This is a genomic window from Pseudomonas sp. H2_A10 (genome assembly GCF_054680085.1).
The window spans coordinates 5,867,910-5,885,021 of the sequence record NZ_CP162821.1; the positions used below are offsets into that span (position 1 = coordinate 5,867,910).

The 17,112-nt window shown below is 61.4% G+C and carries 17 protein-coding genes and 1 pseudogene; 13 read left to right on the forward strand and 5 right to left on the reverse strand.

Going from position 1 to position 17,112, the window contains the following annotated elements:
• Nucleotides 1-7: 7 nt before the first annotated feature.
• From AB4O23_RS27270 to AB4O23_RS27305, 8 genes are all read left to right on the forward strand, one after another.
• Entirely contained in the window at nucleotides 8-664 is a 657-nt protein-coding gene (locus AB4O23_RS27270) for an alginate O-acetyltransferase AlgF (protein WP_460150338.1), read from the forward strand.
• A 101-nt stretch (nucleotides 665-765) separates the two neighbouring features.
• Entirely contained in the window at nucleotides 766-2,217 is a 1,452-nt protein-coding gene (locus AB4O23_RS27275) for a mannose-1-phosphate guanylyltransferase/mannose-6-phosphate isomerase (protein ID WP_017526204.1), read from the forward strand.
• Nucleotides 2,218-2,553: 336 nt separating this feature from the next.
• Entirely contained in the window at nucleotides 2,554-2,829 is a 276-nt protein-coding gene (locus AB4O23_RS27280; RefSeq protein WP_003171915.1) for a DUF3077 domain-containing protein, read from the forward strand.
• A gap of 166 nt (nucleotides 2,830-2,995) precedes the next feature.
• Nucleotides 2,996-3,460, forward strand: coding sequence for a multidrug transporter (locus tag AB4O23_RS27285; protein ID WP_078823312.1), 465 nt, complete (start codon nucleotides 2,996-2,998; stop codon nucleotides 3,458-3,460).
• A 14-nt stretch (nucleotides 3,461-3,474) separates the two neighbouring features.
• Nucleotides 3,475-4,287 (forward strand): SDR family oxidoreductase, encoded by an 813-nt coding sequence (locus AB4O23_RS27290; protein WP_267864322.1) that lies wholly within the window; start codon nucleotides 3,475-3,477, stop codon nucleotides 4,285-4,287.
• A 91-nt stretch (nucleotides 4,288-4,378) separates the two neighbouring features.
• Complete coding sequence (locus AB4O23_RS27295) at nucleotides 4,379-5,737, forward strand: AAA family ATPase (RefSeq protein ID WP_460061495.1); 1,359 nt, start codon at nucleotides 4,379-4,381, stop codon at nucleotides 5,735-5,737.
• Nucleotides 5,730-6,359, forward strand: a complete 630-nt coding sequence (locus AB4O23_RS27300; protein WP_460061498.1) for an HNH endonuclease family protein — start codon at nucleotides 5,730-5,732, stop codon at nucleotides 6,357-6,359. Before AB4O23_RS27295 ends, AB4O23_RS27300 begins: the two co-directional genes overlap by 8 nt.
• Nucleotides 6,360-6,372: 13 nt before the next feature.
• Complete coding sequence (locus tag AB4O23_RS27305; protein ID WP_267864325.1) at nucleotides 6,373-6,774, forward strand: DUF4440 domain-containing protein; 402 nt, start codon at nucleotides 6,373-6,375, stop codon at nucleotides 6,772-6,774.
• A 116-nt stretch (nucleotides 6,775-6,890) separates the two neighbouring features.
• Here the strand turns inward: AB4O23_RS27305 and AB4O23_RS27310 are convergent, their stop codons facing one another.
• The 4 genes from AB4O23_RS27310 to AB4O23_RS27325 are packed head-to-tail and all read right to left on the reverse strand — an operon-like array spanning nucleotide 6,891 to nucleotide 11,651.
• Nucleotides 6,891-7,751, reverse strand: coding sequence for an efflux RND transporter periplasmic adaptor subunit (locus AB4O23_RS27310; protein WP_460061500.1), 861 nt, complete (start codon nucleotides 7,749-7,751; stop codon nucleotides 6,891-6,893).
• Nucleotides 7,752-7,761: 10 nt separating this feature from the next.
• On the reverse strand, nucleotides 7,762-7,962 hold the full coding sequence (locus AB4O23_RS27315; RefSeq protein WP_003171907.1) for a DUF1656 domain-containing protein: 201 nt from the start codon (nucleotides 7,960-7,962) through the stop codon (nucleotides 7,762-7,764).
• Nucleotides 7,952-10,129 (reverse strand): FUSC family protein, encoded by a 2,178-nt coding sequence (locus tag AB4O23_RS27320; protein ID WP_065877265.1) that lies wholly within the window; start codon nucleotides 10,127-10,129, stop codon nucleotides 7,952-7,954. Before AB4O23_RS27320 ends, AB4O23_RS27315 begins: the two co-directional genes overlap by 11 nt.
• Nucleotides 10,130-10,139: 10 nt before the next feature.
• Nucleotides 10,140-11,651: an efflux transporter outer membrane subunit gene (locus AB4O23_RS27325; RefSeq protein WP_065877266.1), complete on the reverse strand. Its 1,512-nt coding sequence runs from the start codon at nucleotides 11,649-11,651 to the stop codon at nucleotides 10,140-10,142.
• Between the two features lie 182 nt (nucleotides 11,652-11,833).
• Between AB4O23_RS27325 and AB4O23_RS27330 the strand changes: the two genes are divergently transcribed.
• From AB4O23_RS27330 to AB4O23_RS27350, 5 genes and pseudogenes are all read left to right on the forward strand, one after another.
• Nucleotides 11,834-12,802 (forward strand): LysR family transcriptional regulator, encoded by a 969-nt coding sequence (locus AB4O23_RS27330; RefSeq protein WP_017526196.1) that lies wholly within the window; start codon nucleotides 11,834-11,836, stop codon nucleotides 12,800-12,802.
• 106 nt (nucleotides 12,803-12,908) lie between these two features.
• Nucleotides 12,909-13,882, forward strand: a pseudogene (locus AB4O23_RS27335) (2-hydroxyacid dehydrogenase).
• A gap of 115 nt (nucleotides 13,883-13,997) precedes the next feature.
• Nucleotides 13,998-14,900, forward strand: coding sequence for a chemotaxis protein CheV (locus AB4O23_RS27340; RefSeq protein ID WP_017526194.1), 903 nt, complete (start codon nucleotides 13,998-14,000; stop codon nucleotides 14,898-14,900).
• A gap of 3 nt (nucleotides 14,901-14,903) precedes the next feature.
• On the forward strand, nucleotides 14,904-15,386 hold the full coding sequence (locus AB4O23_RS27345) for a GNAT family N-acetyltransferase (RefSeq protein ID WP_017526193.1): 483 nt from the start codon (nucleotides 14,904-14,906) through the stop codon (nucleotides 15,384-15,386).
• Between the two features lie 108 nt (nucleotides 15,387-15,494).
• A complete protein-coding gene (locus AB4O23_RS27350; protein ID WP_017526192.1) occupies nucleotides 15,495-16,238 on the forward strand; it encodes a YkgJ family cysteine cluster protein in 744 nt (247 codons plus the stop codon).
• Between the two features lie 2 nt (nucleotides 16,239-16,240).
• Here the strand turns inward: AB4O23_RS27350 and AB4O23_RS27355 are convergent, their stop codons facing one another.
• Nucleotides 16,241-17,023: a transporter substrate-binding domain-containing protein gene (locus AB4O23_RS27355; protein ID WP_026067130.1), complete on the reverse strand. Its 783-nt coding sequence runs from the start codon at nucleotides 17,021-17,023 to the stop codon at nucleotides 16,241-16,243.
• Between the last annotated feature and the right edge of the window lie 89 nt (nucleotides 17,024-17,112).

Genomic DNA, 17,112 nt, shown 5'->3' on the forward strand with positions numbered 1-17,112 from the left:
AACTCACATGACTTTCACTACAACTCCTCGTCGTCTCGCCAAAACCCTGGCCATCGCTGCCGGCCTGAGCGTCGCATCGATGTCTGCCTTCGCCGCCGGTGACGCCGCCTTGTACGGCCCTGTCGCACCAAAAGGCTCGAGCTTTGTGCGTATCTACAACGCCAGCAACCAGGAAGTCAGCGCCACCGTTGGCAACACCAACCTCAGCGAGGTTGCGCCACTGACCAGCAGCGACTTCAGCTTCATGCCGGGCGGTGACTACAGCGCCAAGGTCGGCAGCCAGACCGTGCCGGTCAAACTCGCCGCCGACCACTACTACACCCTGGTCAACAGCGGCAGCGGCCAGCCACAGCTGATCGAAGAACCGCCGTTCAAGAACAAGCAGAAGTCCCTGGTGCGCGTGCAGAACCTCAGCGACAAGGCCCTGACCCTGAAAACCGCCGACGGCAAGACCGATGTGGTCAAGTCGGTGGCCGCCAAGGGCCGTGGCGAGCGTGAAATCAACCCGGTGAAAGTGAGCCTGGCGTTGTATGACGGTGACAAGAAAGTCGGCGATGTGAAGCCGGTTGCGTTGGAACGTGGTGAAGCGGCGGTGCTGTATGTCACAGGCTCCGGTTCGAGCCTGTCGCCAGTCTGGGTAAAACGCCCAGTGTCGACCCGCTGATCGCGCGAGTAATGAGCGACAAGCTTCAAGCTGCACCCCAAGCGCTGTTACTTGCAGCGTGTGGCTTGCAGCTTCCAACTATCTTTTAAGGAGAAACACTCATGATTCCAGTCATCCTTTCCGGTGGTAGCGGCTCACGTCTTTGGCCGCTTTCCCGCAAACAGTTCCCCAAGCAGTTCCTGGCCCTGACCGGTGAGCACACGCTGTTCCAGCAAACCCTGGAACGCCTGGTATTCGAAGGCATGGACAGCCCGATTGTGGTCTGCAACAAGGATCACCGTTTCATCGTCAACGAGCAGTTGAGCGCGCGTAAGCTCGAATGCCAACGCATCCTGATGGAACCGTTCGGCCGCAACACCGCGCCGGCCGTGGCCCTGACGGCGATGATGCTGGTCAACGAAGGCCGCGACGAGCTGATGCTGGTGCTGCCCGCCGACCACGTGATCGACGATCAAAAAGCCCTGCAACGCGCCCTGGCCCTGGCCACCGTGGCCGCCGAACGTGGCGAGATGGTGCTGTTCGGCGTACCGGCGACCCGCCCGGAAACCGGTTATGGCTACATCAAGTCCACCAACGATTCGCTGCTGCCCGAAGGCGTCAGCCGCGTTGAGCAGTTCGTAGAAAAACCGAATGAAAAACGCGCCGTCGAGTTCGTCAAAAGCGGCGGCTACTTCTGGAACAGCGGCATGTTCCTGTTCCGCGCCAGCCGCTTCCTCGAAGAGCTGAAAAAACACGACCCGGATATCTACGACACCTGCGTACTGACCCTGGAGCGCAGCGAGCAGACCCCCGACACCGTGACCTTCGACGATGCCACCTTCGCCTGCTGCCCGGACAATTCCATCGACTACGCCGTGATGGAAAAAACCCAGCGCGCCTGCGTGGTACCACTGAGCGCCGGTTGGAGCGATGTAGGCTGCTGGGCCTCGCTGTGGGCGGTCAACGATAAAGACGCCAACGGCAACGTGAGCAAAGGCGACGTGGTGATCCAGGACAGCCGCAACTGCATGGTGCACGGCAACGGCAAACTGGTGTCGGTGATTGGCCTGGACAACATCGTGGTGGTGGAAACCAAGGACGCGATGATGATTGCCCACAAGGACAAGGTCCAAGGCGTCAAGCAAATGGTCAACACCCTCAACGAACAGGGCCGCAGCGAAACCCAGAACCACTGCGAAGTCTACCGCCCGTGGGGTTCCTACGACTCGGTGGACATGGGCGGCCGCTTCCAGGTCAAGCACATCTCGGTCAAGCCGGGCGCGTGCCTGTCCCTGCAGATGCACCACCACCGCGCCGAACACTGGATCGTGGTCAGCGGCACCGCCGAAGTCACCTGTGACGACAACGTGTTCCTGCTCTGCGAAAACCAGTCCACCTACATCCCGATCGCTTCGGTGCACCGCCTGCGCAACCCGGGCAAGATCCCGTTGGAGATCATCGAAGTGCAATCGGGCAGCTACCTGGGCGAAGACGATATCGAGCGCTTCGAAGATATCTACGGTCGCTCGACGCCGGTTGAACGTGGCGTGTCGGTGAAAACTATCGCGCAGTAAAACAGTCGTACAAGAAGCCCTCGCCCAGCCCATTGCGTCCCCTATCCGCAGTGGGTTGGGTGGGGGCTTTTTCTTTGGATTTTGCGCTGCCTGTGAGGACGCCATCATTGACCCCTGCCCCCATCCTGCCTATCCTCGCGCCTGTCACGACTCATTCGTGATGAGGTTTGACGGCCTCGGACACTCATAGGACCAAGCACAGCGTTATGGCGACTGTGCGTGGGGCGCTTTCGAGCGCGCCGGGTTCCTATGACCGGTCCGTCAACCTGCGTACAGTTGCCACCCATTCGTTTGACGGCGATGCGTGGCAACTCCCGTTTTTATAGGAGATCCACCATGTCCAAACAGACCACCCGCCCCACCCCTTTCGGCCCCTGCGAGCGCAGCGAAGAACCGCTGTTTTGCGTCCGACCCGGCATCCCCATCGAACATGTACTGGAACATGCCAGTTATGTATTGGGCACTGCTCGCGTGCTCACCCTGGCGGCTCAGGACCTGTGTACCGAACACCAGAGCTACCTGAATTGGGCCAGCCTGCAGTTGGCCGAGACCGGCCTGGCGTTGGTTGAAGCTTCAATTGATGGTTTGCAGGCAGATTCTGCTGCTCAGTAAGTAAGCCATCGGGAGCAAGCCCCCTCCCACACTTGAATGTATTCACAACTCTAGTGTGGGAGGGGGCTTGCTCCCGATGGCGTCAGCCCAATCACCCCCCTCTCAAGGTAACCAATCCCACCTAAGCTTAAGTTAGGATGCTCGTTCCCTATTCGAGGCGGTCTCCATGTTCTTCGGCGTTCTACTGATCATCACCTGGCTGATCCTGCTGCTGCGCTACCCGGCCAGGGCCCTGCCGGTTTCCCTCGCGGCCTTGGCGGGCCTGGGTTGCGTGGCCGTCTGGGTGGTGTGGCTGGACAACCGCGAAGCCTCGCAGCTGGCGCGCCTGGAACTGCGCATCACCTACGCCCCGCAGGAATGCCCCGCCGACCGCCCGCTGAAACTGACCCTGAACAACGGCAACGACGTGCCGCTCACCGAATTGCGCTGGCGCGTCGCCGCCTACGCACCCGGCGATACGGTCAACCTGGCCGACAACGTCTACGCCGCACCGCGCTATCGCGGCCCCGGCGAGTTGCAGGCCGGCGCCACCTGGGACGACTGCCTGCCCACCCCACCGCTGCGCCCCGGCTATCGCCCGCAAACCCTGGAATTTCGCGCCGAGCACCTGCAAGGCAGTTTCTCGGACTGACAAAGGATTGAGCCATGCCCAACGTATTCATCACCGGTTGCTCCAGCGGCATCGGCCGCGCTTTGGCCGATGCGTTCAAGGTTGCAGGCTTCGACGTGTGGGCCAGCGCCCGCCGCATCGATGACGTCGCGGCCCTCACCGCCGCCGGTTTCCACGCCGTGCAACTGGACGTCAACGACAGCGCCGCCTTGCGCCATCTGGCCGAACAGCTGGGCGAGCTGGACGTACTCATCAATAACGCCGGCTACGGTGCCATGGGCCCATTGCTCGACGGCGGCACCGACGCCATGCAGCGCCAATTCCAAACCAATGTATTTTCCATCGTCGGCGTAACTCAGGCGCTGTTCCCCGCCCTGCGCAAACGCAACGGCCTGGTGGTGAATATCGGCAGCGTTTCCGGCGTGCTGGTCACGCCGTTTGCCGGTGCCTACTGCGCCTCCAAAGCCGCCGTGCATGCCTTGAGTGATGCATTGCGCATGGAACTGGCGCCGTTCGGGATTCGGGTGATGGAAGTGCAGCCGGGAGCTATCGATACAAGTTTTGCGAAAAACGCCGGCGCCCAGGCCGAGCTGCTGATCAACGAGCAATCGCCGTGGTGGCCGCTGCGCGACGGCATCCGCGCACGCAGCCAGGCCTCCCAAGACAAGCCGACACCGGCCTCAGTGTTTGCAATGGATGTGCTCAAGGCGGTGCAACAACCACAGCCGCCGCGCCTGTTGCGTTCGGGCAATGGCAGCCGGGCGTTGCCGTGGATGGCGGCGTTGTTGCCCAAGGGGTTGCTTGAGACGGTATTGAAAAAGCGCTTTGGCTTGAGCGGAGTGTTGTAAGCAACCGTGAAGCCCACCTGCCAAAACCCGGGATGAGTGCCATAATCGCCGCCTGCCTCTAGAAACTGACTGGCCCCACAAGGGTAATGCGATGGAAATCAGAAAAATTCGACTGAATAATGTCGGTCGTTTTACCGACTTGGAAGTCGCCTTTGCGCCTACCGAAAAGCATGCGTCGAAGGTGACGGTGTTTGTGGGGAATAATGGGGCGGGGAAGACGACGATTTTGAAGTCGATAGCCACCTCCTTCAGTTGGTTAGTGGCAAGAATTCGCTCAGAACGGGGCAGCGGCAGCCCAATTTCTCAAGACGATATCAGCAATGGTGCGCCGTCTGCATCGATCAGCATTGATATAAGTGCCATCACTCATCCCGCAGTGCACCTTTCGACTGTCTACTCGTGGACACTTGCACGCACCTTACGAGCCCGTAAGTCTAAGGTTGAAAGTGAACTTGCGAATGTTACTTTACTCGCCGACTTTTTCCGTTTTCATCTAGGTTTAGTTGATGAAAGCTCTGCATTACCACTCATCGCCTTTTACCCCGTCGAAAGATCTGTAAACGACGTGCCATTAAAGACTGGAAAGCCTGATCAGCCATTTGATCAGTTCGATGGTTACGAGAATGCGCTGAACGGCGGTATAGATTTTGGTCGTTTTTTCCAATGGTTTCGTGAACGAGAAGATAGCGAAAACGAACGAGGAATTTCGTTTGAAACTTTGAAGCACTTTGAAACCTCCCTTCCCGACTCAGAAGCAAAAATAATTTCTGAATTACGGGATATGCATATTGCTTCGCGCGATGTCCAGCTAACGGCAGTTCGCCTTGCTATCGAAGCATTCATGCCCGGTTTTAATAACCTGAGAGTTCAGCGTAAACCTCGACTGCATATGGCTATCGACAAAGCAGGTAAAACACTCGTTGTCTCTCAGCTTTCTCAAGGCGAAAAATCCTTGTTGGTCCTCGTGGGAGATATAGCCCGTCGTCTTGCGATTATGAATCCATCATTGAAAAACCCGTTGGACGGTAATGGAATAGTCCTTATCGACGAAGTGGATCTGCACCTGCATCCTCAGTGGCAACGCAGTCTTATCCGCCAACTAACTAAAACCTTCCCCAATTGCCAGTTCATTCTGACCACCCACTCCCCCCTGGTAATCAGCGATACCAAAGACGTCCTGTGCTACGTGCTGGACGACGGCGTACTGGAAGAACGCAACGGCTTATACGGTCTCGACGCAAACCAGGTACTGCTCAGTGTCATGGACACGGACGTGCGCAACAGTGAAGTTCAAGCGCGCTTGGATAAATTATTGGAACTGCTGCAGGACAAAAAATTGAAAGCAGCTAAAGCCCTCTTCGAAGAGCTATCCGCAGACCTGCCGCCCGGCCATATCGAACTGACCAAAGCCGCCCTTCTGATCCGCAAGCTGGAGTTGCGCAGTGCGTAAGATCACCAAAGGAGATGAACCGCCAGCCTTGACGAAATGGAAGCGCACGCACCCGAAGGGCCGCTACTCAGATTTAACCTCGCAAGAAAGGACGTGCATTCGCCACGCCTGTATCGAAGAGCAACATGGCTTGTGCGCGTATTGCTGCCACGAAATAACACCCGACAGCGCCCACAATGAACACGTTGAGGCCAGAGAAACCGCCCCACATCGTTCGTTGGATTTCGCCAACATCGTCGCGAGCTGCAACCGCAGCAAACAATGCGGCAGAGCGCACGCCCATCAGGTTTTGCCGCTGACATCCTTGATGGATGAATGCGAAACCGAGCTGAAATTTTATCTCTCCGGCCGCGTTGAGGGTCTTAGCCACAGAGCCGTGACCTCCATCCAGGTGCTGAACCTTGGAGACTCTCGCGAAAACAATCGCGCTCTGTTCGGCGCTAGAAAGTCGATTCTGGACGCGCTGCTTTACGACAGCGGAATGGACGGCGACGACCTTGAGGTAGCTGACATCGACTTATTAACGGCACTCAAGGAAGAACTGGAGCTGCCCGACGCCAACAACCGCCTGAAACCCTTCGCCCCCGTGCTGGTGAATGTGATTCGCCAGTTAAGCGCCTGATAACGAGTACCTCATGATCGACTACAGCGACTTTTTCGAAGAAGTAATCCAGACCCACGTCGAGATCGAGCAATGGTTTGCCGGCGTTGCGCCTGAGGGCACCCTGCAGAATTTGCTGGCGCGCTTCTCGCCGGAATTCAGCATGGTCGCCCCCGCCACCGGCACGCGGGTCAACACGGCTGGGGTGAACGCCCTGTTCACTCGGCTGGGCGGCATGCGCCCGGGGTTGAAAATCACTTTGAGTGAGATGGCCGGCATCGACAGGCATGCGCGTGGAGCCACGGTGACGTACCGCGAACATCAGGTGGATGACAGCGGCACGCAGACCGATCGACGTGCCACCGTGGTGTTCGAAAAACAGGCCAGTGGCGCGCTGCTCTGGCGTCATTTGCACGAAACCTTTATCAAGGCATAACACGGTCAAAGGTGGGAGGGGCGGTGCGACGATTCGACTTGCTCCCGATAGCGGTTTTCAGTCGACACATGCATTGACTGAACCCCTGCTATCGGGAGCAAGCCCCCTCCCACATTTTAGTTTTGCGCCTGGTCAACGATCACCGTGCAAGTAATCCCCGCCGCCAACAACACCCCTTCCGGCACCTCATCAATATGAATGCGCACCGGCACCCGCTGGGCCAACCTCACCCAGTTGAACGTGGGGTTCACGTCGGCGATCAGCTCCCGGCTCTCGGGGTTATCGCGGTCATAAATACCCCGCGAGATGCTTTCCACATGGCCTTTGAGGGTCTCGCCGCTCATCAACTGCATATCGGCTTTATCGCCGACCTTCACATGGGGCAACTTGGTCTCTTCAAAGAAGCCATAGACCCAGAACGAGTTCATATCCACCACGGCCATCTTGGCTTCGCCGATGCGCGCATAGTCGCCGCGATGCACGTTGAGGTTGGTGACATAGCCGTCTACCGCCGCCAGCACTTGCGTGCGTTTCAGGTTGAGTTCGGCGGCTTCCAACTGGGCCAGTGCGTGCTGGTAATCCGCCTGGGTCGAGTCGGCGATGTTGCTCGCGTCGTCGCGGTTTTCCCTGGAGATCACCAGGGCATCGAGGTCGGCGCGGCGGTGGGCGTTGAGTTTGCGCATTTCCCAGGTGGCTTTGCGCGACGCCACCAGCGCTTGCGCCTGTTTGACGGCGATGCGGTAGTGCTCGGGGTCGATCTGCATCAGCAGGTCGCCTTTTTTAACCAACTGGTTGTCGCGCACCGGCACGTCGACCACGACGCCTGTGACGTCGGCCGCCACGTTGATGATGTCGGCGCGCACGCGGCCGTCGCGGGTCCAGGGGGTCTGCATGTAGTGCACCCACAGCGTGCGGCCAATCCAGAGCGCCAATGCCAACACCAGCAAGGTGGCGAGCAGGCTGAAAAACTTTTTCATCGGGGCATTCTCAACGGTAGACGCTCAGCGCCAAAGCGCCGAACAGGCAAACGAACAGGCTCAGGCGCAGCAACGCCGGGTGCCAGAAAAAACGGTACAGGTCGAACCCGGCCAGGAAGCGGTCCAGCGCCCAGGCCAGCACGGCGGCAATCAAAAACATCAGGGTCATGGTCGGCATGTACAGGCCGTGGAACGCGATTTCACGGGGCATGCGGGGCTCCTTTGAGGGCCGCCAACGGCGATTGCGGGTCGAGCAACGAGGTGCGGATAAAGTGCAGGTAGCTCTTCACCCGACGCAGGGCCGAGGTGTCGAAATGCGGGGCGAAGGGTTCGTCGGTGGCCTGCACGCGGCTGATCGCATGGTCGACGGCGATCAGCCCACGCTCCAGGTTGCTGGCGCTGGGCTGCAGGAACAGCCGCACCAGCGAACGGCCCATCACGCGGATCGCCTGGCGCCACGGCTGGGATTCGGCATACGCCGGGTGCACCGGCAAAATCGCCTGTTCCTTGCGCAACTCGATGATCGCGTGGCCGACTTCGAGCACCACGAACATCCAGCGCAGCAGGTCGCGTTGCACGTGCGGCTGGCCGACGGCGAGGCCGTAGGCCTGGTGCAGCAAGTCACGGGTACGGCTCTCGAAACTCGACGTCAGGCCCTTGAGCTTGCCGCTGATCGCGTACACCACTTGCTCGCGCAGGTCCTGCTCCAGGCGGCGCCACAACCAGCGGCTGTTGGGCGGCAGGATGATCGCGCCGGCGGCCGCGCACACCAGCATGCCGATGACCATGGCGATGTAGTCGTTGATGAAGGTGTAGGGGTTGTAGACCGTGAGGTTGTCCGGCACCGAGCCGGTGCTGAAGAAGATCAACAGGCCCACGCCGACGCCCGCGTATTGCGGGCGCGACGCCAGGAAAGCACCGAGGACGATCACCGGCGCGAGCATCACGCACAGCAACGCGAAGCCGTCGATTAACGGGAACACGAAGAACATCTCGACAAAGCCCACCAGCGCACCGATCAAGGTGCCGCAGGCCATCTGGAACGCCATGCGCTTGGGGTTGGGCGTGGCGGCGGACAAGCCGACCGTGGCGGCGGCGATCAACGTCATGGTGGCGCCGCTGGGCCAGGCCGTCGCCACCCAGTAACTGCCGAGCACGATGAGGATAAAGGAGGCGCGGACGCCCGAAGCGGCACAGGCCAGCCAGTTGGTTTTCGGGGTGTAGGGTTCGTCCCAGTCTTCCCGCGCATGGGAGTGATCGGCCAGTGAGGCGTGGGTTTGCGCGTAGTTGTGCAGGTCATCGACAAAGCGGTACAGCAACTCGTAGGCGGTATGAAAATCCAGTTGCTCGGCTTCGCTCGGGTGGCCCTGCTGGAACGCCGCGCGCAGACTGCGCACCGTGGCGGGCAGGCCGTCTTTATAAGCGCTGAGCTGGTTAACCAGCCGTGCGGCATCAGGGCTTGTGAGCGCGCGGCCGGAAAAACCGTCAAGCACTTCGGCGAGGTCTTGCAAGCCGGGTTTGATCGCGACGACCACATGATCGGCGGCGTCGGTGCGCAGCCGCTCCAACAGTTGGTGCAGGGCGTTGAAGCGCGTCGTGATGCTCATGAATTCGCTGTTGAGGCGACTGAGCCGCCCATTGCGCCGACGCATGTGCGGGTCTTCAAACACGGTGATGCTGCGCAGCCCTTCCAGGCCCACGGCTTGGGCGATAAACCGCACGTTGCCGGCCTCGAATTCTTCACGCCGGCTACGACCGCGCAGGCCGTCGGTGACAAACAACGCGAACACGCCGAAGCGCTGGTACAAGGCATTGCGCATGGCGGCGCTGGCGGTCTGCGGCAGGATCGCCGCGCTGACCAGCGTCGAGCAAACAATCCCCAGGGAGATTTCCAGCACGCGCCACACTGCCGCCATGAACGCGCCGTCGGGGTGCGCCAGCGCCGGCAAACCGACCATCGCGGCCGTATAGCCGGCCAGCACAAACCCATAGGCACGAAAGTTGCGGTTACGCGTGGCACCGGCGGTGCAAATGCCCACCCAGATCGCCAGCGCGCCCAGGAACAATTCGGTGTTCTGCGCAAACAAGGCGATCAGCAACACCATCACCGCCGAGCCCGCCAGGGTGCCGAGCAAGCGATAAAAACTCTTGGCGAACACTTGGCCGCTTTGCGGCTGCATCACGATAAACACCGTGATCATGGCGGTGCGTGGTTGCGGCAGCTCCAGGCGCATGGCCAGCCACAGGGTAAGAAACGCCGCGATCAGCACCTTGAAGATATACACCCAGGTCACGCCGTCGCTGCGTGCCCAGTCGAAGAAGCCACGGCGCCATTCAAGGGAATGCAACCAGCGCAGCGGTGCAGGCAAGGGAGTCATCGCAACCTACTCAGTGGTCGAACACGGCCAGCGCCGCCGGGGTTTTGCCGGGGAGAGCCTGGGCGTCTTGGGGTATGTCCTTGCCAGCGTCGAGGCCGCCGCCCAGGGCGGTCACCAGTTCGGCATGGGCGCTCAGGCGCGCCGCCTGTACCTGCTGCTCGATCTGCTGCTGGCGAAACAGCAGGGTCTGGGCGTTGAGCACATTCAGGTAATCGGTGAGGCCGCGCTGGTAGGCGATCATCGCGATGTCATAGGTTTTCTGCGCCGAAGCCACCGACTGCGCGGCGAATGACGATTGCTTGTCCATGGATTCGCGGCGGATCAACTGGTCGCTGATGCCCTTGAGCGCATTGACCAGGGTCTGGTTGTAACGCGCCACGGCGAGGTCATAGCCGGCGCTGGCTTCACCCAGCTCGGCACGCAGGCGGCCACCGTCGAAGATCGGCAAGGTGAGCGCCGGGCCGACGCTGTAATTGAATTTCTTGCCGGCCAGAAACGCCAGCATGCCGCCGCCGGTGGCCACGTAGCCAAGGCTGCCGACCAGGTCGACGTTGGGGTAGAAGCTCGCCTGTGCCACGTCGATGCCACGCGCCTGGGCCGCCACTTGCCAGCGGCCGGCGACCACGTCCGGGCGCTGGCCGAGCAATTGCGCGGGCAGGGTCGATGGCAGTTTCAACGGCGCGGCCAGAGACAGGCTCGGGCGTTGCAACTGCGCGCCCTCGCCCGGCCCTTTGCCCGCCAATGCGGCCAACTGGTTACGGCTCAGGGCGATTTCCTCGTCGAGGGCGTCCAGTTGGCGATGGGTTTCGGGCAATGGCGTTTCGGCCTGGCTCACGTCGAAATGCGTGCCGATGCCGGCGTCCAGGCGTTTGTTGGCCAGCTCGAGGATCTGCTGTTGCTGGGCCAGGGTCGCGGCGACGATATCGCGGTTGGCGTAGTGCAACGACAGCTGGATATAGGCGCGCACCACGTTGTTCTGCAGTTCGAGCTGGGCCTGGCGCGCCTCGGCGACGCTCATGTGCGCCAGGTCCACGGCCCGCTCGGTGGCGTTGCGTTCGCGGCCCCACAGGTCGAGGGCGTAGCTCAGGCCCAACGACGAATTGTTGTCCCAGGTGTTGGCGCCGCTCAACTCGCCGGGGCCGTAGAACTGATCCTTCGGCCAGTTGTGGCGCTTGAGAGTGGTGTCGCTATTGATCTGCAACGACTCGGCCGACTCGGCAACCCCGGCCATGGCCCGCGCTTCACGCACCCGCGCGGCGGCCATGGCCATGCTCGGGCTGCCGCGGGTGGCCAGTTCGACCCAGCGGTCGAGTTGCGGGTCGCCGTACGCGTGCCACCAGTGCGCGGTGGGCCAATGGGCATCCCGGGCCGCGCTCTGGATGGCCTCGTCGGTGGCCAGGGTATTGGCATTCAGGGCCTGGCCTTGGGGGGCGATTCCTCCGGTTCCGATGCAGCCGCTGATAGCTAACGATAAAGCCCAAACACTGAGAGTCTTCAGCTCTCTGCTGATGCGAGGCGGCACGGCAAGCGAATTCCTGAGGTGGTGATGCACGGTAGGTGGCGCAATTCTAGGCGGCGCCATGGGGGACGATAAGCGGGCATTCCTGTGATTCTTTGTTACCGTTAAGGCGATAATCCATTGGTAGGGATCACTGGTCGACGTAACTTTCTGTCACAATTTGGCATCTCCCCAGAGAACACTCCATGGACACCTTGCAAAACATGCGCGCCTTCAGTTGTGTGGCCGACGCCGGCAGCTTCACCGCCGCCGCCGCGCAACTGGACACCACCACGGCCAACGTCTCGCGCGCGGTTTCCAATCTGGAGGCCCACCTGCAAACCCGCTTGCTCAACCGCACCACCCGGCGCATTGCCCTCACCGAAGCGGGTAAACGCTACCTGCTGCGCTGTGAGCAGATCCTCGCCTATGTTGAAGAAGCCGAAGCCGAGGCCAGCGATGCCCACGCACGCCCCGCCGGGCAGTTGAAAGTGCACACCATGACCGGCATCGGCCAGCACTTTGTGATCGACGCCATCGCCCGTTACCGCCGTACCCACCCGGACGTGACCTTCGACCTGACCCTGGCCAACCGCGTGCCCGACCTGCTCGACGAGGGCTACGACGTGTCCATCGTGCTGGCCAGCGAACTGCCGGATTCGGGTTTCGTCTCCCAACGCCTGGGCATCACCTACAGCATCGCCTGTGCCTCGCCGGACTACGTCAAGGCCAAAGGCTGCGCCCACCGCCCCAGCGATCTGCTCAACCACGCGTGCCTGCGCCTGGTCAGCCCGGTGGTCCAACTGGACAAGTGGACCTTCAACGGCCCCGAAGGCCAGGAAAGCGTGGCGATCAACACCTCGCCGTTTTTGGTGAACTCGGCGGACGCGATGAAAACCGCGATCACCAGCGGCATGGGCGTCGGCCTGTTGCCGGTGTATGCCGCCATCGAAGGCCTGCGCAATGGCACGTTGGTGCGGGTGATGCCCAACTACCGTTCCCAGGAACTGAACCTGTACGCCATCTACCCGTCGCGCCAGTACCTGGATGCGAAGATCAAGACGTGGGTGGAATACCTGCGCGGTTCGTTGCCGGAGATTCTCGCGGCACATCAGGCCGAGTTGGTGGCCTATGAGTTGAGTGGCAGTTTGGGCGGCGCGCGGTTGTCGAACTGATTGCCAACAAACACCACAGGGTCAATGTGGCAGGGGCGCCCTGACAATTGCCGGCGGGAATGTTAGCGTGCTTGGCATTCTTCCGTAGTCGATGAGCCCGCCTGCCATGAAAAAGACTGTCCTCGCCTTCAGCCGCATCACCCCGCCAATGATCGAACGCCTGCAACAGGATTTCGAGGTGATCGCGCCCAACCCCAAGCTGGGGGACATCAACGCGCAGTTCAACGAAGCCCTGCCCCACGCCCACGGCCTGATTGGCGTTGGCCGCAAGCTGGCCGGGCGCAGCTCGACGGCGCGGGCAAGCTTGAAGTGGTGTCCAGCGTGTCGGTGGGCTACGACAACTACGACGTGCCGTACTTCAATGAGCGCGGGATCATGCTCACCAACACCCCCGATGTACTCACCGAAAGCACCGCCGACCTGGCCTTCGCCCTGCTGATGAGCAGCGCGCGCCGTGTGGCCGAGCTGGACGCATGGACCAAGGCCGGCCAATGGAAAGCCAGCGTCGGCGCGCCGTTGTTTGGCTGCGATGTGCACGGCAAGACACTGGGCATTGTCGGCATGGGCAATATCGGCGCGGCCGTCGCCCGTCGTGGGCGCCTGGGCTTCAACATGCCGATTCTGTACAGCGGCAACAGCCGCAAGGCCGCGCTTGAGCAGGAACTGGGCGCGCAGTGGCGCAGCCTGGACCAGTTGCTGGCCGAGGCGGATTTCGTCTGCCTGGTCGTCCCGCTCAGCGACAAGACCCGTCACCTGATCAGCACCCGCGAATTGGAGCTGATGAAGCCCGGCGCGATCCTGGTGAATATCTCCCGTGGTCCGGTGGTGGACGAGCCGGCGCTGATCAAGGCCCTGCAGAACCAGACCATCCGTGGCGCCGGGCTGGATGTGTATGAGCAGGAACCCTTGGCCGAGTCGCCGCTGTTCCAACTGAGCAATGCCGTGACCCTGCCGCATATCGGCTCGGCCACCCATGAAACCCGCGAAGCCATGGCCAACCGCGCCCTGGACAACCTGCGCAGCGCCTTGCTCGGCCAGCGCCCGCAGGACTTGGTGAACCCGCAAGTCTGGAAGGGCTGACACACACTCAGTGTGGGAGGGGGCCAGCCCGACGGAAAATCCGGTTAAAGCCTGGCCCTCCCAAGTCGATACCCTTCCATAGAAGATCGTCATCCCTGATCCACAGAAGGTTTTTATGTCCACCACCAAAGCCCGCGCAGACTCACTCTCGCTTCTGCTCTTTACCTTGCGCAGCGGCAAGCTGATGGCCATCAACCTGCTGAAAGTCAGCGAGATTATCCCTTGCCCGCCGCTGACCAAGCTGCCGGAGTCGCACCCCCACGTCAAAGGCATCGCCACGCTGCGCGGTAACTCGTTGGCGGTGATCGACCTGAGCCGTGCCCTGGGCGAAATGCCCCTGGAAGACCCGGATGGCGGCTGCCTGATCGTCACGGACGTAAGCCGTTCCAAACAAGGCCTGCACGTGCAAGCGGTGAGCAAGATCGTGCATTGCCTGACCACCGACATCCGCCCGCCGCCCTACGGTTCCGGCGGCAACCGTGCGTTTATCACCGGGGTCACTCAAGTGGAAGGCGGCTTGGTACAAGTGCTGGATATTGAAAAAGTCATCCACGGTATCGCGCCGGCGCCGATTGAAACGGCGCCCACCGACCTGACCATGGAAGAAGCCGAAGTGCTCGGCAACGCACGGATTCTGGTAGTGGATGACAGCCAGGTCGCCCTGCAGCAATCGGTGCACACCTTGCGCAACCTCGGCCTGACCTGCCACACCGCGCGCAGCGCCAAGGAAGCCATCGACGTGCTGCTGGAGCTGCAAGGCACGGCTGCGCAGATCAACGTGGTGGTGTCGGACATCGAGATGTCCGAAATGGACGGTTACGCCCTCACCCGCACCTTGCGCGAAACGCCGGACTTCAAAGACCTGTACGTGCTGCTGCACACCTCCCTGGACAGCGCGATGAACAGCGAAAAAGCCCGCCTGGCCGGGGCCAACTCAGTGCTGACCAAATTCTCATCGCCGGAACTGACCAAGTGCCTGGTCGTGGCCGCCAAAGACGTGGCCGACAGGGGCCTGTAAGCGGTGCCTGAGTACTTCCAGCTGCTGCGCCGCGACCTGCGCGGCAGCCTGCCCGCGCCACAGTGGCCGGCCGGTACGCGGCTGGACCACTACCGCGACGACCTGGCCCCGGCGATTCACGCGGTGTTGAGCATGACCCAGAACCAGGGCGGCGGCCGCGTTCCCCATCTGTCGGCCTGGCAGCAGCAGTTCGTGACCGATGCGGAGTTCGACCCTGCGTTGTGCCTGGTGGCCAGCAACGACCAGGGCATCCTCGGCGTGGCCCAATGCTGGACCAGCGCCTTTATCAAAAACCTCGCTGTGCACCCGTGTGCCCAGGGCCAGGGGTTGGGCCGCGCGCTGTTGCTGCACAGCTTCCAGGTGTTCAAACAACGCGGCGAAGCTTACGTCGACCTCAAGGTAGTGGAGAGCAACCTGCGTGCCCGGCGGCTGTATGAAAGTGCGGGCATGGTGTTGGTGTTGCGGGATGTGCTCAGCGAAGACTGAAAGGTGCTGGCGCATAACTTGCTTCCAGAGCACTGCAACGGTGCCAAGAGGTAAAAACCCGTCACCGTTCCTGCGTCCCCCCTGACCTAGCCTGGTGACAGATCCGCGATGAATACCCACTTTTCCTGTGTCGGCTGCGGCAAATGCTGCAGCGACCACCATGTGCCCCTGACCCTCGACGAAGCCCGTATGTGGGCGGCGGACGGCGGTAACGTCATCGTGCTGGTGGAGGGTTTCCTCGGCAATGGCCTGGGCTTGGCGCTGCAACAACACGAGCACGCCGAGCGCCGTTCGGTGAGGGTGCCCAGCGGCAGCACCGAGGCGTTCGTGGCGATCACCTTTGCCGCCTACAACGCCGGGCGCTGCCGGAATCTTGACGCAGACAACCTGTGCCGCATCTATGAACGCCGCCCGTTGGTATGCCGCATTTATCCCATGGAGATCAACCCGCACATCCCGCTCAACCCCGCCGCCAAGGAGTGCCCACCGCAATCCTGGGAACAGGGCCCTGCGCTGATCGTGGGTGGCGAGTTGGTCGACCTGGAATTGGCCGAGCTGATCGGCCGCTCGCGCCAGGCCGACCGCGACGACGTGCAGACCAAAGAAGCGGTGTGCGCGTTGCTGGGCATACGCACCACCGCACTCAAGGGCGATGGGTTTACCGCATACCTGCCGGACATGGGCGCGTTTGCCCAGGCGCTTGAGCGGGCGGGCGACCAACCGTGCGTGGCCAACGAGTGGGTATTTCATGTGTCCGGCATGGATATCGCCGAACAGTTGCTGGATGCGGGAGCGCAGATTGCCACCGAAGTACCGGCCAATTATGCGTTTATCCCGCTCAGGGCTGCCTGAACTCAGGGCATCGCAACGGGCGCGTCCAGGCGGTAGGGCTTGATGATCCTTTGGTACTCGCCATTGCGGATCAGTTGTTCAAGGGCGCGGTTGAGCGCGTCGCGCAAGGCGATATCGGGCTTGCGCACCGCGATTGCCACGCCATCGCCCAACAACGCAGCCGAAACGGCGGGGCCCAGGAAGTCGAATTCCTTGCCCTCGGGCTTGTCGAGCAAGGCTTCACGTATTTCCACGGTGCCTTGCAGGGTTGCATCGATTTCGCCCGCCACCAGGCTGCGCACCAGGTCGTCATTGAGCCAGAAGCATTTGATGACAACCCCTCTCGGCGCCCATTTCGCAAGAACGAACGTCGCGCGGTTACTGCCCAGCAATACGCCCACCCGCTTGCCCTCGAGGGATTGCACGTTGGGCAACAGGCCCGATGTCTTGCGCGCCACCAGGCGCGTGGTGAAGGGGTAGAGGTTATCGGTGAAACTCGCCCAGCGACGCCGTTTCGAGGTAGGCGCCATGCCCATGATCGCGTCCAAATGCCTGGATTCCAGGGCGCGGAAGTCCTCGACAATCACCTGGTCGACCCAGGTGCAGCGCACATTCAACTGCTCGCACAACGCGTTGCCCAGCTCGATGTTCAGGCCTACCAACTGCCCTTGCGGGTTGCGGCTCTGAAAGGGGGGGAATTGCGCGGCAACGCCAAAACGGATTTCGCGTCGGGGTGAGTCGCCGGCCGCCACGGTATCCACCGAGAACATCAGGGCAAGCATTACACAGATGTGTATCAGGGCCACGGGAAACGTCCTTTTCCGAAAAGAGCAGCCTCGCCACACCCGCTCGGTAAACCGTGCGGGACAGCAAGGGCTGTGCAAGCTTTCAAGAA

Excerpts from the sequence above, each read along its gene's own strand:
- AB4O23_RS27270 (WP_460150338.1), top strand. The coding sequence starts at position 8 with ATGACTTTCACTACAACTCCTCGTCGTCTCGCCAAAACCCTGGCCATC.
- AB4O23_RS27275 (WP_017526204.1), top strand. The coding sequence starts at position 766 with ATGATTCCAGTCATCCTTTCCGGTGGTAGCGGCTCACGTCTTTGGCCG.
- AB4O23_RS27280 (WP_003171915.1), top strand. The coding sequence starts at position 2,554 with ATGTCCAAACAGACCACCCGCCCCACCCCTTTCGGCCCCTGCGAGCGC.
- AB4O23_RS27285 (WP_078823312.1), top strand. The coding sequence starts at position 2,996 with ATGTTCTTCGGCGTTCTACTGATCATCACCTGGCTGATCCTGCTGCTG.
- AB4O23_RS27290 (WP_267864322.1), top strand. The coding sequence starts at position 3,475 with ATGCCCAACGTATTCATCACCGGTTGCTCCAGCGGCATCGGCCGCGCT.
- AB4O23_RS27295 (WP_460061495.1), top strand. The coding sequence starts at position 4,379 with ATGGAAATCAGAAAAATTCGACTGAATAATGTCGGTCGTTTTACCGAC.
- AB4O23_RS27305 (WP_267864325.1), top strand. The coding sequence starts at position 6,373 with ATGATCGACTACAGCGACTTTTTCGAAGAAGTAATCCAGACCCACGTC.
- AB4O23_RS27310 (WP_460061500.1), bottom strand. The coding sequence starts at position 7,751 with ATGAAAAAGTTTTTCAGCCTGCTCGCCACCTTGCTGGTGTTGGCATTG.
- AB4O23_RS27315 (WP_003171907.1), bottom strand. The coding sequence starts at position 7,962 with ATGCCCCGTGAAATCGCGTTCCACGGCCTGTACATGCCGACCATGACC.
- AB4O23_RS27320 (WP_065877265.1), bottom strand. The coding sequence starts at position 10,129 with ATGACTCCCTTGCCTGCACCGCTGCGCTGGTTGCATTCCCTTGAATGG.
- AB4O23_RS27330 (WP_017526196.1), top strand. The coding sequence starts at position 11,834 with ATGGACACCTTGCAAAACATGCGCGCCTTCAGTTGTGTGGCCGACGCC.
- AB4O23_RS27340 (WP_017526194.1), top strand. The coding sequence starts at position 13,998 with ATGTCCACCACCAAAGCCCGCGCAGACTCACTCTCGCTTCTGCTCTTT.
- AB4O23_RS27350 (WP_017526192.1), top strand. The coding sequence starts at position 15,495 with ATGAATACCCACTTTTCCTGTGTCGGCTGCGGCAAATGCTGCAGCGAC.